At 42.9% G+C, this 25,451-nt stretch carries 24 protein-coding genes and 1 pseudogene; 14 read left to right on the forward strand and 11 right to left on the reverse strand.

Going from position 1 to position 25,451, the window contains the following annotated elements:
• Window positions 1-45: 45 nt before the first annotated feature.
• The 3 genes from ACQRBJ_RS09375 to ACQRBJ_RS09385 form a co-directional block, all read right to left on the reverse strand.
• Window positions 46-1,227: an efflux RND transporter periplasmic adaptor subunit gene (locus ACQRBJ_RS09375; RefSeq protein ID WP_445303453.1), complete on the reverse strand. Its 1,182-nt coding sequence runs from the start codon at window positions 1,225-1,227 to the stop codon at window positions 46-48.
• A 175-nt stretch (window positions 1,228-1,402) separates the two neighbouring features.
• Window positions 1,403-2,737 (reverse strand): TolC family protein, encoded by a 1,335-nt coding sequence (locus ACQRBJ_RS09380; RefSeq protein WP_445303454.1) that lies wholly within the window; start codon window positions 2,735-2,737, stop codon window positions 1,403-1,405.
• 263 nt (window positions 2,738-3,000) lie between these two features.
• Window positions 3,001-3,666, reverse strand: a complete 666-nt coding sequence (locus ACQRBJ_RS09385) for a DUF4476 domain-containing protein (protein ID WP_441932945.1) — start codon at window positions 3,664-3,666, stop codon at window positions 3,001-3,003.
• A 1,007-nt stretch (window positions 3,667-4,673) separates the two neighbouring features.
• Here ACQRBJ_RS09385 and ACQRBJ_RS09390 point away from each other — a divergent pair.
• The 5 genes and pseudogenes from ACQRBJ_RS09390 (at window position 4,674) to ACQRBJ_RS09410 (ending at window position 7,747) form a co-directional block, all read left to right on the forward strand.
• Entirely contained in the window at window positions 4,674-5,603 is a 930-nt protein-coding gene (locus tag ACQRBJ_RS09390) for a hypothetical protein (protein WP_445303455.1), read from the forward strand.
• Between the two features lie 111 nt (window positions 5,604-5,714).
• Window positions 5,715-6,620, forward strand: a complete 906-nt coding sequence (locus ACQRBJ_RS09395) for an Rpn family recombination-promoting nuclease/putative transposase (protein ID WP_445303456.1) — start codon at window positions 5,715-5,717, stop codon at window positions 6,618-6,620.
• 129 nt (window positions 6,621-6,749) lie between these two features.
• Window positions 6,750-7,085 carry a hypothetical protein gene (locus ACQRBJ_RS09400; RefSeq protein WP_445303457.1) on the forward strand — a complete coding sequence of 112 codons (336 nt, stop codon included), beginning with the start codon at window positions 6,750-6,752 and terminating at the stop codon, window positions 7,083-7,085.
• A pseudogene (locus tag ACQRBJ_RS09405) lies at window positions 7,037-7,411 on the forward strand (hypothetical protein); the annotation flags it as partial. The gene ACQRBJ_RS09400 and the pseudogene ACQRBJ_RS09405, both read left to right, overlap by 49 nt.
• A gap of 42 nt (window positions 7,412-7,453) precedes the next feature.
• Window positions 7,454-7,747, forward strand: a complete 294-nt coding sequence (locus ACQRBJ_RS09410) for a DUF5675 family protein (protein ID WP_445303458.1) — start codon at window positions 7,454-7,456, stop codon at window positions 7,745-7,747.
• A gap of 143 nt (window positions 7,748-7,890) precedes the next feature.
• On the opposite strand, the gene ACQRBJ_RS09415 is transcribed toward ACQRBJ_RS09410, so the two are convergent.
• Complete coding sequence (locus ACQRBJ_RS09415) at window positions 7,891-9,159, reverse strand: ATP-binding protein (protein WP_445303459.1); 1,269 nt, start codon at window positions 9,157-9,159, stop codon at window positions 7,891-7,893.
• Between the two features lie 285 nt (window positions 9,160-9,444).
• Between ACQRBJ_RS09415 and ACQRBJ_RS09420 the strand changes: the two genes are divergently transcribed.
• A complete protein-coding gene (locus ACQRBJ_RS09420) occupies window positions 9,445-10,032 on the forward strand; it encodes a hypothetical protein (RefSeq protein WP_445303460.1) in 588 nt (195 codons plus the stop codon).
• A gap of 77 nt (window positions 10,033-10,109) precedes the next feature.
• Here the strand turns inward: ACQRBJ_RS09420 and ACQRBJ_RS09425 are convergent, their stop codons facing one another.
• The 5 genes from ACQRBJ_RS09425 to ACQRBJ_RS09445 all read right to left on the reverse strand — a co-directional run bounded on the left by ACQRBJ_RS09425 (window position 10,110) and on the right by ACQRBJ_RS09445 (window position 15,472).
• Window positions 10,110-10,544: a hypothetical protein gene (locus ACQRBJ_RS09425; RefSeq protein WP_445303461.1), complete on the reverse strand. Its 435-nt coding sequence runs from the start codon at window positions 10,542-10,544 to the stop codon at window positions 10,110-10,112.
• 35 nt (window positions 10,545-10,579) lie between these two features.
• Complete coding sequence (locus ACQRBJ_RS09430; protein ID WP_445303462.1) at window positions 10,580-11,287, reverse strand: hypothetical protein; 708 nt, start codon at window positions 11,285-11,287, stop codon at window positions 10,580-10,582.
• 540 nt (window positions 11,288-11,827) lie between these two features.
• The gene (locus ACQRBJ_RS09435) at window positions 11,828-13,531 is read right to left on the reverse strand and encodes an acyl-CoA dehydrogenase family protein (protein ID WP_445303463.1); all 1,704 of its coding nucleotides are present in this window, start codon (window positions 13,529-13,531) and stop codon (window positions 11,828-11,830) included.
• Between the two features lie 35 nt (window positions 13,532-13,566).
• Complete coding sequence (locus tag ACQRBJ_RS09440; RefSeq protein WP_154482077.1) at window positions 13,567-14,589, reverse strand: electron transfer flavoprotein subunit alpha/FixB family protein; 1,023 nt, start codon at window positions 14,587-14,589, stop codon at window positions 13,567-13,569.
• A gap of 13 nt (window positions 14,590-14,602) precedes the next feature.
• Window positions 14,603-15,472, reverse strand: a complete 870-nt coding sequence (locus ACQRBJ_RS09445) for an electron transfer flavoprotein subunit beta/FixA family protein (protein WP_445303464.1) — start codon at window positions 15,470-15,472, stop codon at window positions 14,603-14,605.
• Between the two features lie 360 nt (window positions 15,473-15,832).
• On the opposite strand from ACQRBJ_RS09445, the gene ACQRBJ_RS09450 reads away from it, so the two are divergent.
• Entirely contained in the window at window positions 15,833-16,999 is a 1,167-nt protein-coding gene (locus ACQRBJ_RS09450; RefSeq protein WP_441937524.1) for an adenylyltransferase/cytidyltransferase family protein, read from the forward strand.
• A gap of 137 nt (window positions 17,000-17,136) precedes the next feature.
• Here ACQRBJ_RS09450 and ACQRBJ_RS09455 read toward each other — a convergent pair whose 3' ends face one another.
• Both ACQRBJ_RS09455 and ACQRBJ_RS09460 read right to left on the reverse strand, forming a co-directional pair.
• Window positions 17,137-17,739 carry a riboflavin synthase gene (locus ACQRBJ_RS09455; protein ID WP_445303465.1) on the reverse strand — a complete coding sequence of 201 codons (603 nt, stop codon included), beginning with the start codon at window positions 17,737-17,739 and terminating at the stop codon, window positions 17,137-17,139.
• 148 nt (window positions 17,740-17,887) lie between these two features.
• Window positions 17,888-18,487, reverse strand: coding sequence for an HU family DNA-binding protein (locus ACQRBJ_RS09460; RefSeq protein WP_441936061.1), 600 nt, complete (start codon window positions 18,485-18,487; stop codon window positions 17,888-17,890).
• 467 nt (window positions 18,488-18,954) lie between these two features.
• Here ACQRBJ_RS09460 and ACQRBJ_RS09465 point away from each other — a divergent pair, with 467 nt between their 5' ends.
• From ACQRBJ_RS09465 to ACQRBJ_RS09495, 7 genes are all read left to right on the forward strand, one after another.
• Complete coding sequence (locus ACQRBJ_RS09465) at window positions 18,955-19,626, forward strand: ATP-binding protein (RefSeq protein WP_445303466.1); 672 nt, start codon at window positions 18,955-18,957, stop codon at window positions 19,624-19,626.
• 14 nt (window positions 19,627-19,640) lie between these two features.
• On the forward strand, window positions 19,641-20,210 hold the full coding sequence (locus tag ACQRBJ_RS09470; protein ID WP_445303467.1) for an ATP-binding protein: 570 nt from the start codon (window positions 19,641-19,643) through the stop codon (window positions 20,208-20,210).
• A 22-nt stretch (window positions 20,211-20,232) separates the two neighbouring features.
• The gene (trxA, locus tag ACQRBJ_RS09475; RefSeq protein ID WP_006847073.1) at window positions 20,233-20,529 is read left to right on the forward strand and encodes a thioredoxin; all 297 of its coding nucleotides are present in this window, start codon (window positions 20,233-20,235) and stop codon (window positions 20,527-20,529) included.
• Window positions 20,530-20,771: 242 nt separating this feature from the next.
• Window positions 20,772-22,037, forward strand: coding sequence for an ATP-binding protein (locus ACQRBJ_RS09480; protein ID WP_445303468.1), 1,266 nt, complete (start codon window positions 20,772-20,774; stop codon window positions 22,035-22,037).
• A gap of 24 nt (window positions 22,038-22,061) precedes the next feature.
• Window positions 22,062-22,847, forward strand: a complete 786-nt coding sequence (locus tag ACQRBJ_RS09485; RefSeq protein ID WP_445303469.1) for a hypothetical protein — start codon at window positions 22,062-22,064, stop codon at window positions 22,845-22,847.
• Complete coding sequence (locus ACQRBJ_RS09490) at window positions 22,832-25,117, forward strand: DEAD/DEAH box helicase family protein (RefSeq protein ID WP_445303470.1); 2,286 nt, start codon at window positions 22,832-22,834, stop codon at window positions 25,115-25,117. The genes ACQRBJ_RS09485 and ACQRBJ_RS09490 overlap by 16 nt, the downstream gene beginning before the upstream one ends.
• 15 nt (window positions 25,118-25,132) lie before the next feature.
• Window positions 25,133-25,451, forward strand: a 319-nt coding sequence (locus ACQRBJ_RS09495) for a hypothetical protein (protein WP_445303471.1), incomplete at its 3' end; no start/stop codon positions are given.

Raw genomic sequence — 25,451 nt, forward strand, 5'->3', positions numbered from 1 at the left:
TTTAAGCAGCAAGACACATGTCTTAACTCCTTAACTTCTTTAGCTTTACTTTTTCTTTCCTCTAGGACCCGGACCGCTGATCAGTCCCTGGCTCTGCTGTGGAGCATCCTCTTCTTCCGGAACATTCACCACGATTTCCGTAACAATCTTATCGCCCTGCTTCAATCCTTTGGTGATTTCTGTGTTGATTCCATCAGTCTGACCGATGGTTACAGGATGAGCGGTGAGAGTTTTGTCGTTCAATGTCCAGACCTTATTCTTGCCCTTGCAGTCTACAATCTTCATGTCCTTGCCCACGGTTTCCTTGGTAGGAGTAAAGCGGAGAGCCTTGTTAGCTACGGCGAGCACGCCGCTGCGCTCCTGGGTGTAGATGGTAACGTTGGCTGTAAGACCCGGTTTCAATTTCAAATCAGCATTTGGTGCTGAGATTACAACCTCGTAAGTTACTACGTTATTGGTAGTTGTAGCTTCCAGGCGCACCTGCTTTACGGTTCCTTCAAAGGTGTCATCAGGATAGGCATCTACGGTGAAAGTTACACGGTTGCCTTCCTTTACGCCGCCGATATCAGCCTCGTCCACATTGGCTACTACCTGCATGTTGGTCAGGTCTTTGGCAATGGTGAAGAGCTCTGGGGTGTTGAAGCTTGCAGCCACGGTCTGACCTTCCTCTACACTCTTCGAAATCACGGTTCCGTCGATAGGAGAGGTGATGGTAGCGTAGCCTAGGTTGGTCTGCGCTCTCTGCACGTTTTCCTTAGAAGACGTAACCTGCTCCTTAGCCTGGCGATAGGTTAAGAGCGCATTCTCGTATTCATCGGCGCTGACAAGTCCCTTCTTGTAAAGAGTTTTGTAGCGCTCCATATTGGTTGCCTGATAGTTCAGACTGCTCTGTGCGCTGGCTAGGTTTGCCTTGGCAGTATTCAGTTCGCTCAGGAGATTGGTCTTGTCGAGTTCTGCGATGACCTGTCCCTTCTTTACCTGGGAGTTGTAGTCAACATAAAGTTTGTTGACAATACCACTCACTTGAGTACCCACGGTTACTGAGGTTACAGCCTCGATAGTACCTGTAGCAGTCACGCTGTTCTGCAAGGTTTTCAGCGCCACTTTTTCCTCCTTGAAGTTAATATCTTCCTCTTTTTTTCCACCCGACATCGCCCATGCCGCCACGGCAACGATTACTATCACCACGACAGCAATCCAGATTTTGCTAATTCTCAACTTTTTCATTTATATTCAGATTAATTTTATTCGAAATAATAAAACGTTATAAGGGGGAGTTAAGGAGTTAAAGGAGTTATCGCTCCCTTCGGTCGCTGAGGAGTTAAGACAATAGTCTTTTGGCGTAGTTTTCAAGCAGCAAAACATATGTCTTAACTCCTTAACTCCTTAACTCCTTAACTCCTTAAATATGTCCCTCCTTATAGAATTTCAACATATTGATATTGAGGATGGCGAGGTATTTGGCCTGAAGCTCGTTCTGCTTCGCCTTGAGCAGGTTATCCTTTCCAGTTCGGAGCTCAACGATATTCTTCAATCCCAGCTTAAACTGCTCGCTCAGCAGATCGTAACTGGTCTGAGCACTCTCGCTACTAACCTTAGCCGCCTTGAACTGACTCTGGTTTGTTGTTGCCTGCAACCAGTAATTCTCAATGGTAGAATAGAGCTGAGTCTGCTGGTTCTTCAGGTCGAGCTGAATGCTTTCGCGCTGAATCAACGCCTTGTTCACCTGTGTCTTGGTAGAGCGGTTCTCAAAGAGAGGAATGCTGACACCAATGCCGCCTCCAACATTGAAGTTGGTCTTCAGCTGCTTGCCCAAGCTTGTACTGTTCATGGAAGTATTGCTGGTTGTAATACCACCGTTGGCGCTGATGGTAGGCAGTTTGTCCGCCTTTGCAATCTTGATGCTCAAATCGTTCTGTGCCAATTGATTCTGGAAGGTCTTGAACTCAGGACGATTGTCGAGTGCAGCTTCATAAATACCATTCAGGGCAGGAACCGCAGCGAGTGCCATCTCATCGGTAGTGTTAGGAATCTCGATGTCGAACGCCTCATCGCTTGTAATCTGAAGCAGTTCTTTCAGCTGTCGCTTGTAGTTCTTCACATTGCTTTCAGCCTGTACGATGTTGAATTCATCCTGTGCTCTCTGAGCGGTGAGCTGTGCCAGATCAGCCTTGCTCATCTTTCCAATCTTCACCATCTCCTTGCCCCGTTCTTCGTTCTGCAAGCTCGACTGATAGCTCTCCTTGTTCACCTGGATAGCCTCAGTAGAATAGAGAATCTGAACATAGAGCTGTGCAATCTGTTCCTGCAGCTTGATAGCCTGAGTGGCAGAATCAAGGTCGGCAGCCTCGGCAGCAAGTTTGTTCAGCTTAATCTGATTGTGATTCTTGTTTCCGTTCCAGATGGTGTAGTTTCCCGATACGGAATAATTTCCATTGTAATAAACCTTGTCTATACTTGCTCTCGAGAAACCGTCTCCGCTGATTCCGCTAGCTACCCACGGCGTATAGTTCACGCTTTGGTTGGTGCTGGCGCTGAGCGAAGGAAGCAGAGCAGCTTTCGACTGCAGATAATCTTCTTGGGCGCTGGCCTTGGTGAGTTGCGTCTTCTGAAGAGCGATGTTGTTGGCAAGCGCATAGTCGATACAGTCTTTCAGCGACCATTGTTTTGCCTGCGTAGCCAATGGTGCCGCCACAAGAAGCAGAGCAGCCATTGCGTTTTTTACTTTTCCGTTCATAATCTTCTTCTATTTTCTTTTTATCCCGTTTTATTTATTTCAGAAAGATATTAATCTGATTGCATTTAGACGGAAAAGTTTATCTTAAAGTTTCAATTTTAACAATCCTTGTGATTTTTGTAAAAAATGGAAAGGGAGGGGGAAAGAAAAATCCGTGGTTATCTGGTATCCGTTAGGCGTCCTGCCGGATTTGCAATCCGGCATCAAAAAATGACCTAACCTTTTATACTCTGCGGATTTGCAATCCGCATCAATCACCTTATTTATTTGCTATTTCTGATGATTTCCTCAGCTTTTTCCTTTTCGCTGTCAAAGCTGAATACTTTATAGATGAGGCCTGTATTCTGAAGATCCACGATATGTGGCGCCATCATTTTGAGCGCTTTCAGCTGTTCGTCGTCGAAAGGGAATATCTTCATGATGCGGACCACCTGGGCGCAGGAATAATAGCAGCCGAGGCTTGCCACATCTATCAGGTCGAACTTGTTGTCGTTGAAGCTTGCTTGCTTTACCTTATTATATAGTTTGGAGAAGGAAGCATCATCGAGGCTGTAGCCGTAATCCATTCTGTCATCGGGATCACATCTTCCATCGTAGAGGGGTGGAGTAGGGTGTTGAGGCTGCTGAGCATTCGACTGCTGGCTGTTCGGTTCTATGATCCTCGTGTTGTATTGCACCACCTTCCCGTTTCTGTCGAAGAAAACCGTGATGTACTTGGAATCTCCAAACAGATAATTATATTTGTCATATTCCCATTTGTCCCCGTACATGTCGAAACTGGTGAGCTTAGGTTCTCCAAGAATGGCGATTACCTCCTGCTTGGTCATTCCCCGCTCCACGTTTCTTTTTCCCTTAGCCGAAGCTGACAAGCATACGGCAAACATCAATATACTAGTGGCGATAAGCGCCATTACTTCATTTCTTTTCATAAGCGATACTGTTTTTGAAAGTTATAATCTTGAGCCCCTTTAAAAAAGAGTGCTCGGTCATTATCTTGTTTGCGCCTGCAAAAGTACTACTTTCTTCCGAAAAGAAACGAGAAGGATTCCCTAAAGTAGAAGGGGAAATCCCTATTTCTGATTAGGGTGAAAGGTTACGACCTCAGGGGTGAAAAAGACACACGGTCGCTCACGGCAGTAGCATACCAGAGCTTCTTACCTGCGTTCTCACCCGTCTGAGGGGTACGTGTAATCTTGCCTTACTAGTTCCTTGTCCCATAGTCAATCAGTTTTTTAAAGGGTTAATAACTCAATTTTAATGGTTACTCATTCAGTTTTTTGTCATTCTTCCGATAAGTCTCCTTATCTCTGAATGACGGTGCAAAGATACAGCTTTTTTCTGGAACCACCAAATTTCTGGGTGTGATAAGGGCCGATTTTCAGCAGCTTTCAATTTGAAACTGCGTTAATAATCCTAACTCGTAAGAAAGAGAAGAGAGAAATATAGAGTTGCTGGCAGAAAAACATAGAGATTCAGTCTAAACTACTATTAAATAATCATTTAACCCATTATAAGGCGTCTGTCCGTTCTTCCTCGAAATCGTACTCAATTACTCAGTTACTCAATTACTCAGTTTTATTCTGCCCATATGTTTCTTCTTGTATAGATAGTATATTATATATTTATTAAATATATAATATAAAAAATATACTTTCAATTTATAACCAAGTTCCAGGTATAGGGGGCTAGAAATAAACTGAGTAATTGAGTAACTGAGTAATTGAGTCAAACCGGGCCAAATCCTAGGTTCGTGTCAGTATCAACAGATAATCTCCATGTGACTTCTTTCGATGTAAATAAAACTCCAAGGATGCCTCTCGAAAAAACGCTCAAAGATTTGCATATATCGTAGAAAAAGCTTATCTTTGCAGATGAACTCTTTGGTCTTCGCTGTCATGGCTAGGCTATCCTCCGCTTTAGTGAGAACTTATGGAATATGAATCACTTAATAAAAATTAGTATGATAACAGATACAATGAGCTATGCAGATATTGCAAAGGAATTGGAAGAGGATTATAAGAACGTAGTCAGATACCAAGTCCACCTGCCCGTTAAGAAGTATATGAAAGAGGTTATGAACCGACCTAATGGCAAGCTCTTGTTCAAGACCGTGGAGTGGACATCTCCCAGACACAACAAGATGCTGCTTACACCATTAAGCAGGAATAAGAAGGAAACACGGGAAAATGGTCCTTTTATTAATGTTTGCTGTGTTTTCCTATATAAGGGTGAGCTCAATATGGCTGTATATTCACATACGGTATTGCCATGGATTCATGTGCAGTTTTTCACTCATCATTTTTTTCAGCGTTACAACGAGCGATACCTTCATGATTCTTCATTACAGATGATGGATATAGTGAAGCATTTTATACGCTCTCAGTTTGTTGAATCGTTTTTTAAGATAGTGGAGCATCCCAAGCTCGGCATGGAGAGCTTTACGATATTTCCCAATGGTTGTTCCTTCTCTGAAATTGCCGATTACGATCCGTATATATTGCATCATACCTTTGTATCCTTTGACATACTGCATACCGAGCAGCTGTTGAATTTGGCAGAGCTGTTATATGATCAGCGTCTGGATAATTATCCTGGCAACAAGTCTGATGACAATTTTTTGTATGAAAAACGAAGAGTGGAGAATTTTAAAAAATATGTCGCTACATTCCCGATGTTGAAGGCTGATTTTCAGAAGCGCCATGAAAACTTCAGAAAATTTAGTGAATTGTGTTTTTATTTGTCCATTGATATTCTTGATCTTACAGAAGGGGTGGATAATCCGGTACTCCATCAGTTTGGCAAGCGCTTGCTAGACATTTCGGCATTACCGGAAAAAGAAAGCAAGGCTGAACTAATGAAGTTGTAGGCAGTGGGCTGATTGAACTTTATTCAAAACTTTTATCGGAAAACTCTTGCGAGTATGAAAATAAAATCGTAACTTTGCTGATGCAATAGAAATATTAATAACATTGGGATTATGAAGCAGGTAGAAGAAAGATATATCAGTTTGTTGACCGATTTCGGTTTCAAGCGAATTTTCGGATCAGCTCCCAACAAGGATTTGCTGATCTGTTTCCTTAACAGCTTGTTCAACGGAAGACAGGTTGTTAAGGACGTGAAGTATCTGAATCCGGAGAAAGTGGGCGACATATATACCGACCGCAAGGCCATCTTTGACGTATATTGCGAAGGAGAAAACGGCGAGAAGTTTATCGTGGAAATGCAGAATGCATACCAGACATACTTCAAGGACCGTGCCCTGTTCTATTCCACCTTCCCTATCCGTGAGCAGGCTCCTAAGGGTAGTGAATGGGATTTCAAGCTCAACCATGTTTACACAATTGCCCTGCTCAACTTCAACATGAACGAGGCAGCCTTCAATAAGGAAGAAATCCGCCATCATGTACAGCTATGCGATACAGCTACGCACAAGATTTTTTACGATAAGCTGGAATTTATCTACGTAGAAATCGCTAAGTTCGACAAGTCGCTTGACGAGTTGGAAACGCTCTACGACAAGTGGCTCTATGCCTTAAAGAACCTTTACAAGCTTACTCAGCGCCCTAAGGCGTTATGCGACAAGGTCTTCGACCGCCTCTTTGAAGAAGCCGAGATAGCAAGATTCACTCCGCAGGAGCAGCGGGAGTACGAAGCCAGCAAGATGGCGTATCGTGATATCAAGAATTCGATAGATACAGCCAAGAGAGAAGGAAAAGAAGAAGGACTGGCTGAAGGAATGGAGAAAGGGCTGGCTGAAGGAATGGAGAGGGGTATGACCCAGCGTAGCCTTGAAATAGCCAGGAAGATGCTGGCGAATGGTATGGATACAGCCACGGTGATGGAAATAACAGGGCTGTCGGCTGAGCAGCTGGAGTTAAAATAGTAGAATGATAATATAATAGCCTATTCTAAAAGAATAACAACATAACAATAAAGAACGCAAGCCCCGCCTAGCAGAGTACAACGCTCTCGTTAGGCGGGGCTTTTGCGTATACTTAAAAACCATAATAATATGAATGAAGAAGAACTACAACCAAAAAGCAACCAGTGGGCTCCTGATGATGAGGGAGCCAAGAAAGGCGAATTGAACCCCAAGCGTATATCTGAGCAGGAGTTTGCTTATGCCATCGACCAGCTGAAAATACCTAATTGTAAATCCCCGGGACGCCTGGCGGGGGGCTTTATGGGGCAAATGGCAGGCTATGGTAATCATACAGTTCCAAGTTCAAAGTTCCAAGTTCAAAGTTCCAAGTTCAAAGTTCCAAGTTCCAAGTTCAAAGTAACGGAGTTCAAAGTTCCGAAGACGAGGATTATCCTGCTCCGCCTCCGATGCCGAAGAAGCTGCTGAAGCTGGTGGAGCTGCTGATTTTCAAGACTCCGGAAATCTATCAGCCGGCTGTGGCTTGCGCCATTTTTCCTCCGCTGGCTACCCATCTCTGAAGAACCAGATTCAGATATATCGATAACGTGGAGCACGAAGCTACCCTGGCGAGTGTGCTGCTTGCAGGCACAGGTGCAGGTAAAAGTTGTGTACAGAAACCTATCGATTTCATTATGGAGAATATCCGTAAAAGAGATGCCGAAAACCTGAAGCGTGAGAAGGAATGGAAGGATGAAATGATGCGCAAGGGTGCCAATAAGGATAAGCGCAAACGCCCTGAAAAACTGATTATCTAGGAGATTGATACTGCCAAGTACAGCCGTCAGAGCGGCAAGGTGGCAAGAAAGATTCCGGGTCATACAGCCATCCCTGAAGGCTCGTATCGTGTGCTCATCACCAAGTCGCCCCGATTCAAGGAGTGGCTGCCGTATGTGCAGGGGGTTCCCGGTTTCGAGGGCATCCGCATTCATGCCGGTAACTATCCCGATGATACCCAGGGCTGCATCCTGGTGGGTGAAAACAAACTGAAGGGCATGGTGGTGAACTCCCGTATCTGGCTCCATCGTCTGATGAAGCGCATCCAGGCGGCTGAGAATAAGGGGGAAGGTATCTGGATTACCATCCTATAAAAATGAAGAATATCCGATTCCCCCGAAATTTTATGTGTGTTGAGAGGTGTCTTTAATAAGAAAAGTCCGTGGAAATTTGTTTCCCCACGGACTTTCTTATTATATTGTTATTGAAGCTTCTGCCTTGACGTTCTGGATAATAGCTATAAATCAAGTAACCATTTCCATACAGGTATCACTTCTATTTTCTTGTCTTTTACAACAATCTCTTCTTCCAACTCGTAAGTTAGGATTATGAGACGCTTGCAATCCAATACCTTGGAAAGTTTGATAAGAGCTGTAGATTCTCTTTCCCAAGTTTCTGTAGATTTTTTGGGATTGTAGCTTACTTGTATAGCCATTGCTGCATCAGGTATATAAAAATCTACTTCTATATTTTTATTATAGAAGAAAACTTGTTCGTCTAACCCATATCTTCGTAATAGTTCCATTGCAACCATATTCTCTAATAATGATGTGTCTATATCCATGGCAAGGATACTGATAATACCGTTATCTACAAAATAGTATTTAGGGTTGGTCTCACGTTGTGTGAGATTGTCTGCGATATTCTTGATAGGATAAATTAAGAAAGCATCTTTAGAATATTCAATATAATTGATGAGAGTTGGTTTGCTGAGTTTAGCACCAGTAGATGCTATTATATTGGTGAGTCGTGTGAAAGAAATTGGTTGCTTTACGCTCTCAGCAAGTTTTCTGAAAAGTATGCGAAGTGATAACTGGTTCTCTATTTTGTTGCGAGAGGCTATGTCGCCGAGATAAATCTTTTGATATACACTATTGATATAATCTCTTTTTGATGCCAGTTTTGCACCTTCAGGAAAACCTCCAAAATGGAAATAGCTTTCAAAATATCTTTGTACTTTTGCTCTTCCTGATGTGGTTGCGATGATATCTGTGTCATAAGAGATCTCATTGGCATTCAGAAATTCAGAGAAACTATATGGCATAATGTGTTTAGTGATATAGCGACCTCCCAAGGTCGTTGTCACATCACTGCTAAGCATTTTGGCGTTGCTGCCTGTTATATAGACTCTGTACTTGTTGTCAGCTAAGCGTCGTGCAAATTTATCCCAACCATCTATATTTTGTATTTCATCAAGAAATAGAATTGGGCGTTTGTCTGACATCATACCATGAACTTCAAGGATAAGATTAAGTTCTTGTGCTGTCATACCCATCAAACGTTCATCCTCAAAATTGATGTATAGCATGGAGTCCCAGGTGATGCCCCGTTTTAAGTTTTGTTGAATCTGCTGATAGAGCATGAAAGATTTGCCGGCTCGTCTTACGCCTATCAAGACATAGTTGGCAAACTCTTCCATTTGGATGTCTCTTGGGACAATATGCTGTAATTCTATCTCTTTTCTATTTTCCAAGAGTATTTCTCTGATAACTTCTTTTGGTATCATAATCTCTTATTGTTTAATTGATTTTGCAAAAATACGATTATTTTGTTAAATCGACTAAACAATATGCATAATTTAACATAAAAAGTATCATTGTTGTCAAAATTGAAGAGTTGCCTGAAGGTGCTTTTCGTCGTATTGGTCCTTCTGATGAAAAGTGCTCAGAAGAAGATATATATTTTTTCTATCAGTCTGCTGATACCTATGATTGTTGTATTGTAGATGATGCAGACCTTGATGATATAGATGAGAATGCACTCAACTTCTATCGTAAACTTCGTGAGAGAAGTGGGTGCGATAGATAATGCTACGTATCGCCAGCTGGATTCTTCGATTACTCATGCCCGTGCACGCTTGGAGATTCATAAACTCTGTGATCTTGGATTCCTAGAGAAGAAGGGGCAGGGTCGTAACACTTACTATATAAGAACCTCCAAGGTGGTATCCTTAGGAGAAAGGTTACTACCTCAGCATGGTACATTATGCGAAAAGTTACCACCTCAGCATGGTACATTATGCGAAAGGTTACCACCTCAGCATGGTACATTTGAGATCGAAAGCCAAACGAAAAGTCGTAACGAATTACTGAGGGAACTTCCTAAAGGGCTCCAAGAACGAGTTGCAAAACTAGGAAAGTGGGCATCTCAGGAAAAGGTTAGTCAACTCCTTGTAGATTTATGCGCCTTTAAGCCTTATAGCTACGAAGAGCTTGCTTTGATAATTCAAAGAGCGGCCAAGCCTATGAAGGATAAGTACATAAAGCCTTTGAGATTAGCAAACAAGCTTTTCTATTGGATTCCCGAGATGATTAATCATCCGCAGCAAAAGTATGTTGCTGACCCTTCGATGGTGAGAAGTAATACAAAGAAGAAATGATAAGCGAAAGAGGGTGTGCCATGGACAGATGACACACCCTCTCTTTCGTGAAAGGTACCAAGGTGAGGTTGGTACCTTTAGTTTTTATATTCAGTTTTCAGTATCTTAAAAGACATGCCATCTTTAAATTTGAGGATTATCAAACTAGGAAGGCTCCCCAAATCTATAGAAGTGTTTGCTTTAAGGCACTTTATACTCTTACCATCTAGTGTATAAAGAGAAGCAACAGCATTAACTGTTAACAAACTACCTCGCAAGGTGTAGTAATTATCGCGTTCAACGTTCTTAACCTCTTTTATATCGGTAGCAGTCATAGCGGTAATTATAGTACTATACTTGCCAGCAATATAAGAAGCATCTACGGTGACAATCTCATTAGGAGACAGGCAATCACCATAAGCGATACCGCCATCAGTACAAATTGGTGCAACTACAAATCCACCAATAACGTTATCATCAGCAGAAACTGACAACGATAAACAGAGGACATATAATAATATGAATCGTTTCATAAGCTTTTGTGTTCTATAGCTTTAAAATGTTGATTTTATTGTTTATAAAACGACAATCCATCACTTAGAAAATCATCATTTCCACCCAGATAAAGAGTGTTATCATCTTTATCATATAAAGAGAACATAACATACTTGCCGACGGATTCTGTATATGGAGAAGCCTTAGTTACATTAAATGTGATAAATCCTAAATTGTTAACCTTCCATGTACCGCTGTAATACTCCGATTCATAGCTATCCTTACGAGTATACGAGAAACTACCATCCTTTTCTAGATTAACAGTATAATAGGTTACGGAACCTTTGTCCGTACGACTGGTGCTCCACGTACCTATTAGCTGACGTTTGGTCAACACACCTCTTACACCATCAGCAATAAGGGCAAATGGTACAGACTTGATTTGACTGGCACCGATAGCTTCACCATTAACAAATGCCTTAATAAAGTAATTACCTTGATTCCAATCTACATCTGCAAAATCCAAGGAAATGGTACAAATGCCAGAGTTAGAGGAAGTTAGTGCTTCTTCCTTGCTCCATACAATTTCACCATCAGCAGCATTCAAACGTAATTCAACACGAATTGTCAAATCTTTGTTGGCTAGGACCATACCAGTTTTAGGATTAGTCGCCATAATCTGATAATCCATTGTTGTTGGAACTTGCGCTGTTGTTGTCAAAGAATACAGCATCATTACTACTGCAAACAAAACGTTTTTTAGAGTTGTAAAACTTTTCATTGTTCTTATTTTTAAAAGTTAATAATTATCGAATAGTTCTCTTGTCTGAATAAAAAAGCGCAGAGCTCATTGTCACTCGTTTCACGATTCAAAGGCTCTAGCATTGCCCGGCAAGTCGAAACGAGCAACGCTGAAGCCCCACGCAAGTGTTGATATACAATTCATCCTCCCTACCAACGAATGTGTGAGCATCCGAAGACATTGAGGATTATATATAAAACACCTCATAGGGCGTTCCGTTGCTTAGTTCTTGACTTGTCGATGAACTGCTAGATTCTTGAATCGTCAAAACCAAAGCGCACCAAACGCCTTTCCAATATGTATTGTCTTTCTCTACTTCCTCCCAATGATTGGGTTTCCGTCAGATTAGACGCTACAAAAATACTATTTTTTTCTGATAATACTACAATAGCAATGAAAAAACTCAAGCAATAGCTAAAGAATTAACTAAAATTTTAATTATAAGGGAATAAAATGAAAAAGTCCGTGGGCATTCATTTGCCCACGGACTTTTTAAATTATCTTATTCTTATAAATGTCTTACGCCTTGAAACTCTCCAAGTCTTCTGCCTTGAAGTTCTGGATGTATGCTGAATGACCGAGAACTTCCTCCTCTGCCATGCGAACATAAACATTGGCACTCTTCTGGAACATCTCTGGAGCCTTGGTTGCATCGTCGAGGATGAGGAGAGACATTACGATGTCGCCAGTCATATTGTAGAGACGGCGAGCCAGGAAGTCGTGAATTGCCTGATCGTTTGCTTCCTTCACCTTGTTGATGGCTGCCTCGTAAAGATCTACGAGCTTAGCTACACGCTCCTTCAATGGCTTCAAATCCTCTGAAACCTCGCTCTCCAGCATCTCCTTGATGATGCTGAGATAAGTGCCGTTGGTGATGTAGCGGATGGCTGCAACAACCTGCAACTGAGTAGTACCCTCGTAGATAGAGAAGATGCGGGCATCACGGAACAGGCGCTGGCACTTATACTCCATGATGAAACCAGAACCACCGTGGATGCTGATGGCATCGTATGCATTCTGGTTAGCATACTCTGAGTTCATACCCTTAGCCAATGGTGTGAATGCATCAGCCAAGCGGGTGTATTTCTTCATCTCCTGACGTTCCTCTGGAGTGAGCTTAGTGTCGCGGGCAATGTCTTCCAAAGCCTTGTAGATATCTACGTAGCGAGCGCAGCAGTAGAGGAGTGAACGGCCTGCATCCAACTTAGCCTTCATTCTTGAAAGCATGTCGTATACAGCTGGGAAGTTGATGATTTTCTCACCAAACTGAGCACGCTCCTTGGCATAAGCCAAACCCTCATTGTAAGCCTCCTGCTCAACACCTACACTCTGAGCTGCAATACCCAGACGGGCACCATTCATCAGAGCCATCACGTACTTAATCAAACCGAGACGGGTGTTACCGCAAAGCTCTGCCTTGGCATTCTTGTAAACCAACTCGCAGGTAGGAGAACCGTGAATACCCAACTTGTGCTCGATGTGACGAACGGTTACGCCACCATCACGCTTGTCGTAGATGAACATGGAAAGACCACGACCATCCTTGGTGCCTTCCTCTGAACGAGCCAGAACCAGGTGGATGTCTGAGTCACCATTGGTGATGAAACGCTTCACACCATTCAGACGCCATGTGCCGTCCTCATCCTGTGTAGCCTTCAGCATCACGCGCTGCAAGTCAGAACCTGCATCAGGCTCAGTCAAGTCCATACTCATGGTCTCGCCAGCGCAGATGCGAGGAATGTACTTCTGGCGCTGCTCCTCAGAACCGAACTCATAAAGAGTATCGATACAGCTCTGGAGCGACCAGATGTTCTGGAAACCTGCATCAGCTGCAGCGATAATCTCTGAAGCCATAGAGAAGATGGCGTTAGGCAGGTTCAAGCCGCCGTAACGACGAGGCATTGACAAGCCCCAGAGGCCAGCCTTGCGGGTAGCATCGAGGTTCTCGAATGTCTTGCTGGCATAGATCATGCGGCCGTTCTCCAGGTGTGGACCTTCGAGGTCAACATCCTCAGAGTTTGGTTCGATGATGTTAGCAGCTACATCGCCGGTAATATCCAGCAATCGCTTGTAGTTCTCGATAGCATCCTCGTAGTTGACAGGAGCATCTTCAAACTGGTCTTTTTCAGCGTAGTTGCGCTCCTTCAAGTCAACAACACGCTTCATCAATGGGTGATTGAGATGAAATTCAATCTCAGGGTGATCACTATAGTAATTAGCCATTTTGCTTTTCTTATTTAAATAATGTGTAATGCAGATTACTTAGAATTCTGCTTGTAGTACTTGATGAGCTTAGGAACCACATCCTCAACATTGCCGTTGATAACGTAGTCGGCAATCTTGTTGATTGGAGCATCTGGGTCGTTGTTTACAGAGATGATGATGCCTGAATCCTGCATACCGGCGATGTGCTGAATCTGACCAGAGATTCCGCAGGCGATATATACCTTAGGATGAACGGTAACACCAGTCTGACCAATCTGACGGTCGTGATCTACCCAACCTGCATCTACTGCAGCACGGGAAGCACCAACCTCACCATGGAGGAGATGAGCCAATTCGAAGAGCTGGTCGAAGCCTTCCTTGCTTCCTACGCCATAACCGCCGGCTACGACGATGGCAGAACCCTTCAGGTTGTGCTTGGCAGCCTCAACGTGGTGGTCGAGAACCTTTACTACGAAGTCCTCAGCAGGAACATACTTGCTTACCTCAGGGTAAACTACTTCCTTCTTGCACTCACCCTCGTAGATGCTCTTCTGCATCACGCCAGAGCGGACTGTAGCCATCTGTGGACGGTGGTCTGGGTTTACGATAGTAGCCACGATGTTACCACCGAAGGCAGGACGAATCTGATAGAGCAGACCCTCGTAGTGCTTGCCGCTCTTCTTGTCGTCGTAATCACCGATTTCAAGCTCTGTACAGTCGGCGGTAAGACCGCTGGTCAATGAAGAAGAAACACGAGGACCGAGGTCGCGACCGATAACGGTAGCACCCATCAGTGCAATCTGAGGCTTCTCCTCCTTGAAGAGGTTGACGAGAATGTCTGTATGAGGAGCTGAAGTATATGGGAACAATCCCTCAGCATCGAAAACAAATAATTTATCTACACCATAAGGGAGAATCTGATCCTCTACCTTGCCCTTGATGCCGGTACCAGCTACGATGGCATGGAGCTCTACGCCCTGCTGGTTAGCGAGCTTACGACCCTTGGTGAGCAATTCCTGAGATACTTCGGCAACGGTTGTGCCTTCTACCTCGCAATATACAAATACGTTGTTCATTGTCTTTTCAAAATTATCCGATAATACTTTCGTTCAACAATTCCTTCATCAGTCCGTCGATGTCTTCATCGCTGCTGGTCAAGGTCTTGCTTTCCTTAGCCTGGAACACGATGTTCTTCACGGCCTTCACCTTGGTAGGTGAACCGCTCAAACCGCACTGTGCAGGGTCGCCGTCAACATCGGCAACACTCCACTGGTTCAGAGTCAAGTAAGGGCGCTCTTCATAGAGGTTGGCCCAAGGCTCATCACCCTTGCGCTCCATAGGGCAGGTAGCGTATTTATATTTCATTACGAGCTTCACGTTGCAAGGGCGACATGGAGCAGCACTTCCGTTTACGGTGATAACCAATGGCAATGGAGCCTCAACAGTCTCCACACCACCATCAATGAGGCGGCGTATAGTAGCCTTGCCATCCTCTATCTTGAGGATTTCCTCAGCATAAGTAACCTGGTTCAAGCCCAGCTTCTGAGCCACCTGAGGACCCACCTGGGCTGTATCACCATCGATAGCCTGGCGACCACCGATCACGATGTCAACGTCACCAATCTTCTGGATTCCGGTAGCAAGGGCATAGGAAGTAGCCAATGTATCAGCACCGGCAAAGAGACGGTCGGTGAGCAACCAACCTGTATCTGCACCACGATAAAGACCCTGGCGGATGATTTCTCCAGCACGTGGAGGACCCATGGTCAAAATTCCAACTGTAGAACCTGGATTCTGCTCCTTCAAGCGGAGAGCCTGCTCCAATGCGTTCAAATCTTCTGGATTGAAGATAGCAGGAAGGGCAGCACGGTTTACGGTGCCTTCAGCTGTCATCGCATCCTTACCCACATTTCTTGTGTCAGGTACTTGCTTGGCAAGTACTACGATTTTTAAACTCATATCAATTAATGGTTATTGTTAAATTTTTCCTAAGTTTGTTAGTGCTTGATTCTCAAGATGTCTGTTTTCGAGTTCATAGTCAGACGGTAATCTGTCCGATACAGGACTTTCAAATGTCCATATTGGGTCAAAACACAGCCGCAAAAGTAACACTTTTTTGCGTGTTACCCAAATATTTCGTTAGAAAAATGCACAAAATAGGATGGTTTGTGCGCAAAATGGAATATTTGTGCAGGTTTTTCTTGGAAGAATGAAAGAAAAGTTGTAGTTTTGTAGGCAAAAGATTCATGTCTTGGAAACTGAGGGACAGAAGTCTTGGAAACAAAAAGAATAAATCTAAGAAAAGTAGCTTAAATAATAATGAAGAAAGTTTTTGTAAGTGGTTGCTATGACTTGCTGCATAGCGGTCACGTTGAGTTTTTCCGCCAGGCGTCTCAGTATGGCGACTTATACGTAGGTATAGGTTCCGACCAGACGATTCTCGGCTACAAGCATCATAAGACGTTCTATCCCGAGCAGGAGCGCCTTTTCATGGTGAAGTCTATTAAATATGTAAAGGATGCCTTTATCAACCAGGGTGATGGCATTATGGATTTTATTCCGACGGTGGATTTTGTGAAGCCTGACATCTTCGTGGTGAATGCAGACGGCAGCAGCGAAACCAAGCGCAGGTTCTGCGAGGAGCGAGGCATTGAGTATGTTGTGTTGCAGCGCACGCCTGCCGAGGGCCTGAAGGCACGTTCCAGCACCGACATCAAGGATTCCACCTGCCAGCTTCCTACCCGTCTTGATTTGGCAGGTACCTGGATAGACCAGCCTTACGTCAGCTGCCATGCTCCGGGCTGGGCGATAACCATGTCGCTGATTCCTACCTTCGAGGTGCGTGAGCGTTGTGGTCTTTCCACTTCTACCCGCAACATGATCAAGAAGATCTGGCCGGTGAAGTTGCCTGATATGAATCCGGAGATTCTTGCCAAGCTGGTGTTCTGTTTCGAGAACGATCCTGAGCGCAACGATGGCATTGTGAGCGGGGCACAGGATTCCATAGGGATCTGTATGCCTGGACTGGTGCGTCATTATTATGACAACCGTTTCTGGCCGGATAAGTTCGAGACCTGTCTTGACGAGGACGTTCTCACCTGGGTGGAGAGTCATGTCTGCATGATTCCGATGGAGCCACGCCGTCCGGGCTGTTCCGTGGTAGAAGGCAAGGACATTACCGAGCCAAAGGTGAAGAATCTTGCCAAGGCAGCCGATGACTGTTGGAATGCCATTCTCCGGAAGGATTTCCCTGCCTTTGCCTCTGCCTTCAAGGCGTCGTTTGATGCTCAGGTAGCCATGTTCCCTGCCATGATTCAGGGTTGCGTTCAGGGCTTCATAGATGAGTATTCCGTCCTTCCTGAGGTTCATGCATGGAAGATGCCGGGAGCTGGTGGCGGAGGCTATCTGGTACTGGTTGTTGATGATGTGAAGGCATTTGCCGAAAAGCATCCGGAGACTATTGATTTGACGATTAGAAGAAAGTAGCGAGGGCGGTTGAACCATCTGCCCTGTGTATAGATTAGGCACGGATTACACGGATTTTCCTTTAAATTATAAATGCGCTTTTTGCATTATCGTCTAAAATCTCCGTGTAATCCGTGCCTAAAATCTGCTACACCCTCTTATTCGAAGCTTTTCAGTCTTGCAATATATTTGCCGAGAATATCGAATTCGATGTTCACCACGGTTCCCACTTCGATGTTGCAGAAGTTGGTGTTCTCTCGTGTATAAGGAATGATGGCAACGGTGAAGGTGTTGTCGGTAGGCTCGCAGACGGTGAGCGAAACGCCGTTCACGGTCACGCTGCCTTTGTCGACCGTGAAATAGCCTTTTCTTGCCATTTCCTTATTGAGCTTATATTCGAAAGTAACATAAGTAGAGCCATCAGCGTCTTTCATTGCGATACATTTGGCAGTCTCGTCCACGTGTCCCTGTACGATATGACCATCCAGACGGCCGTTCATCACCATAGAGCGCTCTACGTTCACCTTGTCGCCCACCTTGAGCAGACCGAGATTGCTGCGGTCCAGGGTTTCCTTCATGGCAGTAACGGTATACGTGCCATCTTTTATTTCCACTACGGTGAGGCACACACCATTATGAGCCACACTTTGGTCGATGCCGAGTTCATCAACGAAAGAGCACTTCAACGTAAAGTCGATGTTCTCCTTATCATGCTTGATAGCCACGACAGTGGCCATTTCTTCTACAATTCCACTAAACATATATTCTATTTTTATTTGGTTTCATGATTATTTCAGTTTGCAAAGATAGGGCATTCGGCTGAAACAACCAAATTATTTAAGTTCTTTTGATAATAACAAAAATGTTTCACTTTGTTACCGACAGCGCTATTTGTTTTGTATAAAGTAACTATTTCAAGAAATAGATGGGAGCATGCTGGGTGCCTTCCTTTACCATGATACCTTTCTCGCAGAAATGGTTGAGCCACTTCTGAGCCATGTATGGAGTCAAGCCGAAGTGGATGCGCATGATGCGAGTGGTGATGTAGCGATTCTTTTGAAGATACTCCTTGATTTTCTCCAACATCTTTTCTTCGGAGTATTTTGTAGATTGGTTGGAATAACGAGAGCGGACAAAGTGGACGTTGCGCTGTACTTCCTCCATTAGCTTACCTTCTGGTCGGAAGTTGATGCCGGTGATGCGTACTTCCTTGCCCGTAATCTTCTTGTCTGGATTCTCCTCTGGCATCTCTAGGCTAGCCGACATGGAGAAGTAGCCTATCTCTGGGATATAAAAGCGGCGTCCCATGGAGAATTCTTCCACCAAAATGTCATGAAGCTCTGCCAACACCGCAGCCACATCTCCCTTGGTGAGTGAGCAGCGGCTCTGGATTTTCTCTTGCAGTTGCTTCTCGGTCATAGGTTCATGCTGCACGATACGAACGTATTGGCGCTTTTCTCCTGTGCCCTGGGCATTGTTGAGAGTGTAAATATCGTATTTCAGTTCCATATTTCTTGTTGTTTGATGGTTCGTTGTTGTCTATATTCTTTGTCTTCTATGAAAGATGATGCAAATATATATAATAATGTGATAACTTGTATCTTTTGGTGTAAAATATTAGGTTTATTTATACATTGGTATATGTCATGTGATTATACGGCATTTGCCATCCGACCGTATGATAAGTGTCGTATAATCGCATTACAAATGTCACGCAATCGTAAGAAAGGATTCCTTGCATCGTTATGGTTGCTTCCTTGCATCATATAACATATAAGTTGTGGCATTGTTATCATCCATCTAACCCTTGCCAATTTCAAGAAATGCTCATTCTGAATGAGTGGTTTTGCTTTGAACTACTCATTCTGAATGAGTAAAAATAATAGAAATTGCTCGTTCAGAATGAATAAAAAGGAGGATTTTCTTGGTATTTATCATAAAATATCGTATCTTTGCAGACGATTAAATGTTTGAACATGAAAGAGTTATTAAAGCAACTTATATTTGAGCAGCAGGAATACTGCAAGAATATAGTACAAGATACTGTGCCGAGAGACATAGAGGAAGAGTGGCTTACCACAACGGAGATACTAATTATTACTGGTATAAGACGTTGTGGAAAGTCTGTTTTGCTCCAGCAAATGCGCAGCAAATTGCCGGAGCAAGACTTCTTTTTCAATTTTGATGATGAGCGACTGGTCAACTTTACTGTGGCAGATTTCCAAACATTGCAAGAATGTTTCTTCGAACTCTTTGGTGAGCAGCATACCTATTATTTTGATGAGATACAGAATGTGAAGGGCTGGGAGACCTTTGTGCGCCGTCTCTACAACGAAGGCAATAAGGTGATTGTAACTGGATCAAATGCCCGAATGCTGAGTAGAGAGCTTGGCACTCATCTCACGGGGCGTTATATCGCAGTGGAGATTTTCCCTTTTTCCTTTCAAGAATACTTGCAGTTGGCAAAGGTGCAGCTGGAAGCCAGGGACTTTTATCTAACCAGCAAGCGTGCCATTCTCTTGGGGCATTTCAAGGAGTATTTGGAGAAAGGTGGATTTCCTAAGTATCTCCAGTCGTCATCCACTCGTTACCTCTCGTCACTCTACGATAGCATCATCTTCCGTGATGTGATGCTCGTAATGGGTTGACCAATGATAAGGAGATGCAGGAACTCATCTTTTATCTCGCCAGCAATGCCACGAAGCGCATTTCCTATACCTCACTGGGTAAGATAGTGGGCATTCGTCATTCCGAAACCGTCAAAAATTATTTGGAGTACATCGAGCAAACCTATATGATATTCCAGCTCATGAAGTATTCGCCATCGGTAAAGGTGCAGATGCTGAACCCTAAGAAAATCTACTTCATCGATAATGCCATTGTAAGTCGCATGGGCTTCAATGCCACAGATAATATGGGCGTGAAATTGGAGAATATGGTGTTTGTCGAATTAAAGCGTTGCGGATATGATGTTTTCTATCATGCCGATAAGAAGGAGTGCGACTTTGTGGTGAGGGAGGGCATGAAAATCAAGGAGGCTTATCAGGTAACGATAGCCATGAATGATGAGAAAACTCGCAAGCGAGAAATCGAGGGGCTGATGGAAGCCATGAATGCTTATGGCTTGGCTGAGGGATATATTCTTACGATGGAGGAGAAGGAAGAACTTGAGATAGATGGCAAGCAGGTTCATGTTCTCCCTACGTGGGAATGGATGTTGAGAGAGAAGTGAAATATTATAAAAAAGGTAATTTATGGAAACATTCAATGATGTAATATCTGGCAATCAACTGGTATTGGTTGATTTCTTTGCTACATGGTGCCAACCTTGCAAGATGATGCACCCTGTGTTGGAAGACTTGAAGAAGACGGTGGGCGACAAGCTTCGCATCATCAAGGTAGATGTAGATGCTCACAATGATGTGGCGGCACAGTATGGCATTCGCTCAGTGCCAACCTTGATGCTCTTCCGCAATGGCGAGGTGCTGTATCGGGAGAGTGGTGCGATGTCGAAGGCTGACTTGATGGCATTGCTCGATCCTTTTATATAAAGGAAGCATGACTTGTTGATTGCCCATTCCGAATTTACTGCAAATTTACAGTAAATTCGGAATGGAATAAGCTCTTATGGGTAGATCTTTCTTTTATGGTAAAAGATGGAAAGATATCTTATTTATCTGATTTTCAGTGCTTGTTTAGTTAATAAATATTATAAAAATAACTTTGTCTTATCAAAAAGATTGTCCTATTCGGAATTTATTGTAAATTTGCAGTAAAATCGGAATAAATGATTATGGCAACGTATGTAAATAGACAGATTTATCTGCAAAAGCTGATTCATCGGCGAGACAATGGTGAGGTGAAAATCATAACGGGGACTCGTCGATGTGGTAAGTCGTGGCTTCTGAAAAAGGTTTATCATGACTATTTGGTGAGTCAAGGTGTACCTAAGAAAAACATAATCATGGTGTCTTTTGATGTGGATGAGGATATTACTGGGGAGGATTTGACCAATCCGATGGTTCTGAAACGCTATCTCTATTCCAAGATAATAGATGAAGATGCCAGCTATTATGTATTTCTTGATGAGATACAAATGGTAGAGGGATTTGAGCGTATTGTGAATGGCTTGAATGCTCATGACAATGTTGATGTCTATATCACAGGCAGTAACTCCAAGTTTCTTTCAAGTGACATCAATACGATTTTTCGAGGTCGTGGTGATGAGGTGAGAGTTTATCCTTTCTCCTTTAAGGAGTTCTGCACAGATAGGTCTGATTCTATTAACGAACTTTGGAAGGAATATTATACATACGGAGGAATGCCTGCTCTTCGTAATCATCCTACTCCTGAGCAGAAGGTGAGTTATCTTCAAAGGTTATGGCAAAAGACATACTTTGATGATGTGGTAGAGCGAAATGGTATCAAGAATCGTGTGGCTTTGGAGTGCTTGGTGGATTCTTTATGTTCTTCCATTGGATCGCTGACCAATCCGAGCAAGATACGTAATACTTTGGAGAGTGTGCAGCATGTAAAGCTTGATGCGGATACTGTGTCTTCCTATATTCAATGCTTGGAGAATGCTTTCCTCTTCGAGGGTGCTCGCCGCTATAATGTAAAAGGCAGGAAGTATTATGAGAGTATCAAGAAATATTATGTGGTGGATGTCGGCTTGCGTAATGCCCGACTGAATTTCCGGCAACAGGAGGTTACCCACATCATGGAGAATGTCATCTACAATGAGTTGCGTATCCGTGGCTATGTAGTGGATGTCGGTGTGGTGGAGAGTCGGGTGATGCGTGATGGCAAGAGTACCTACCAACAGTATGAGATAGACTTCATTGCCACGAATGGTCTCAACAAGTACTACATCCAGTCGGCATATTCTTTGCCAACGGAAGAGAAGCGTGAGCAGGAACTTGCCTCGCTGAAGAAGATAGACGACTCTTTCCGCAAGATAATCATTGTGGGCGATGACATTGCCACATATATGGATGATAATGGTTATGTCTTTATGGGGCTGTTCCAATTTCTTAAGAATGAGGATGTGATGGAGTGAAAAATCAATATAAATACATATATTTTGGAACAACTCCCTGTGGAATACAAAGAGTTGACCAAGGAGGTGGATGAGAAAAATCATACTACATTGCTGCTGCGCCATCTTACAACTTATACGGAGAAAAATCGTTGTGACTATTTCATTCATAAGGATTTGAAAGGCTTCCTTTTAAGAGAAATGGACTTTTATATCAAGAATGAGATTCTTGTGATAGATGACATAGATACAACTGATACAAAGAAGTTCTTGTCTCATTTGGCAGTTATTAAGGCGGTTAAGGCTGTTGGTAAAAGTATCATTACTTTGATGGCACAATTAGAGGAGTATCAAAAGAAGTTGTGGCTTAAGAAGAAAAAGGTGGCTTCGGCTGATTTTTTGGTCACTCTTGATCATATTCCTGCTTCTTTGTATGAGGAAATCGGACAGAATGACAAGCAGCGTGAGGAGTGGGTAAAGCTTTATGCAATAGATAAAGTGAAATTGGGAAAGGGTGAAATCCCAGGAATGAAAGCGGAATACTCAGTTCCGTTGACTCCGCAATTCTTGAAGGAAAATGAGACTTTGGTCGTGGATACTGCTTATTTCTCAAGTGAGTTTAAGCACAAGTTGCTTGCTTCCATTGATCATTTTGATGAGCAATGTAATGGTTTGATGATTAGTTCTGAGAATTTTCAAGCTCTCAATCTTTTGAGAGAGAAATTTGCAGAACAGGTGAAATGTGTCTATATAGATCCTCCTTATAATACAGGTGGTGACGATTTTGTATATAAGGACAATTACCAAGAGAGCAGTTGGCTTCCAACATGAAATCTCCCAACTTGGAAGGTTGGGATGAAGAGAACGTATCATACTATTGCCGAGTTCTTTGCAACCAACTTGAGCGTTGGGCTGGCATGGTGAGGGTAGAGGATGTGTTGCGTTATGATAGACATATCTATGAATATACTTTGCAAATCAATGAATATCGACAAGATAAGGTAATTTGGAAATATTTTCAGTGGTTGGAGCTTCTTTTTACAGAAGTTTATTTGGATAAATACTTTTCTGACAGAGAAGGCTTGGTCAAGGATATCAATCGTTTTCGCAAGAATGATTTTCTGCAAAATAATGATTATTACACAGAGCCTTTTTTCAGGGAGATAACTGCAGAACAACTCAATAAAATCTCTGTCTGGTGTGCTACAGGCTCAGGTAAAACCTTGATGATGCATGTCAATATGCTCCAGTTGCGTTATTATGCCGACTTGCATGGCATGGTATATAATAACACATTGCTTATAACTCCGAAAGAAAGCCTCTCTGCCCAGCATGTAGGAGAGATGGAGCTAAGTGGTATTCAAGTACAGGTGTTTTCCAAAAAGGGAGGAGGACTGTATAAGGATCAGTATGCTCCAGTTACAGAAATCACAAAGCTTGCAGATGAAGATGGAGAATTGAAAGTTAATGTCGATTTTTTTGAGAAGAACAATCTTGTGTTCATAGATGAAGGACATCGTGGGGCAAGTGGTGATTCTTGGAAAAAACTTCGTGATAAACTAAGTGAGGCAGGATTTTGCTTTGAGTATTCTGCTACTTTCGGGCAAAGTATTGCTGCCGAAGGCAACAAGAAAAAGCGTAACGAATTGCTTTGGGAGTATGGTTTGGCTACATTATTCGATTATAGCTATAAGTATTTTTATGAAGACGGATATGGCAAGGACTTTGTGACCCGCAATGTGAAAGTTATGACAGATGCTGCGCAAGAATACCTATATATGTTGGATGGTCTGTTGGGCTTTTATGAGCAATTGCGTCTTTATAATGACAAAAAGGAAGAGTTGATGTCTTTCAATATAGAAAAGCCAGCTGCCATATTTGTAGGTAACACTGTGAAAAGTGCAAAGTCAGAACTGAGTGATATTGTTAGATTGGTACAGTTCTTCCAGCAATTTACAACCGAAACAGATAAAACGATAGAAGGTATCAAAGCCCTGCTTCGTGGAGAGGATGGCTTGGTAGATGCAGAAGGTTATAGTATATATAAGGATGCCTTTGCTTATTTGCGAGAGTTGAACATGGATGCTTCCAAAGTTTATGGCGACATGATGACTTCTATATTCAACAGCAGTCTTTATGGAGTTCAACTTCATTTGGACCGCATAGCTGGTGTGGATGGAGAAATCGGTATGCGTATGGGCAATTCTTCTTATTTCGGAGTTATAAATGTTGGCAATCCTGCTGATGTCGTTAAGGCATGTGCTTCTTTTGTTCATACAGACGTGAGAGACTATAACAGAAGTTCGCTGTTTGAGAATATCAACAAGAAAAAATCTACGATAAACATATTGATTGGTGCGAAGAAATTTACAGAAGGTTGGTCTTCTTGGCGTGTGTCAACAATGTGCTTGCTGAATGTAGGACAGGGAGACGGATCGGAAATTATACAGTTGTTTGGTCGTGGAGTACGCTTGAAAGGCTATGGCTTTTCCTTGAAACGTACTGGCAAATTGGACAAGGGACAGTGTCCGGATGAGGTACCTGGGCATATTGGTATATTGGAAACTTTGAACATCTTTGGATTGAAAGCAGACTATATGGATGAGTTTAGTCGAATCATCAAGGATGAAGGTGTAGAAGTGAATGTACATGACAAGGTAAAGGTAGAGTTGCCTTTAATGCCTAATGTTGTTGACTTGGAGAAAAAACGCTTGAAGTATTTGTGTTTGAAGAAAGGTAAAAAATATATCAAAGATGTTCCGCTTTTGCGATTGGATATGGATGCAACTATTGCGGCAAGCCCCGTTGTGGTTGATCGCGATTCTCAGATAAAAACATTTTCTTCAAATAAGTCTGAAAAAATAAGTCAGACAATTACAAAGGATGAGGCAAAACTTGGTGAAGAACAGTTGGCTCTAATTGATTGGACAAAATTGTACGTTGACTTGTGTGAATATAAGCGTCAGCGTGGAATGTATAATCTTACTATGCAACTGCAAACTTTGAAAGAAGTTGCTGCTAACACGTCATGGTACATATTGTATGTGCCAAAAAGTAGTTTGATTTGGGATGATTATCTGCGTGTTAGTTCAATGTGGTAAGAAATATTGACAACTTTGATGCAAGGATATATTGACAAGTATTACAAGAATCACAAGTCTATTTGGGTAAATCATAACTTGGAGACGGTTTCGTTAACAAGCGAGATGGCAGGTCTTGACGAAAAGGTATTAGTTCAGATAGACAAAGGTATGTATGATGATTTTAAGCGGACGATCGAGCTGATAAAAAGCCAATTGGAGAATCGCTCCTTCGCTTCAACCATAAGAATTGGTTATGGCTTTCAGGCATTATACTTCTCTCGACATTTATATAGTCCATTGATGTACTACAACGGAAAGCTGAAAGATGAAAATGGCAATCAGTTGATAGAAA

The sequence above is a fragment of the Prevotella sp. SGI.167 genome (genome assembly GCF_050313615.1).
GTDB lineage: Bacteria > Bacteroidota > Bacteroidia > Bacteroidales > Bacteroidaceae > Prevotella.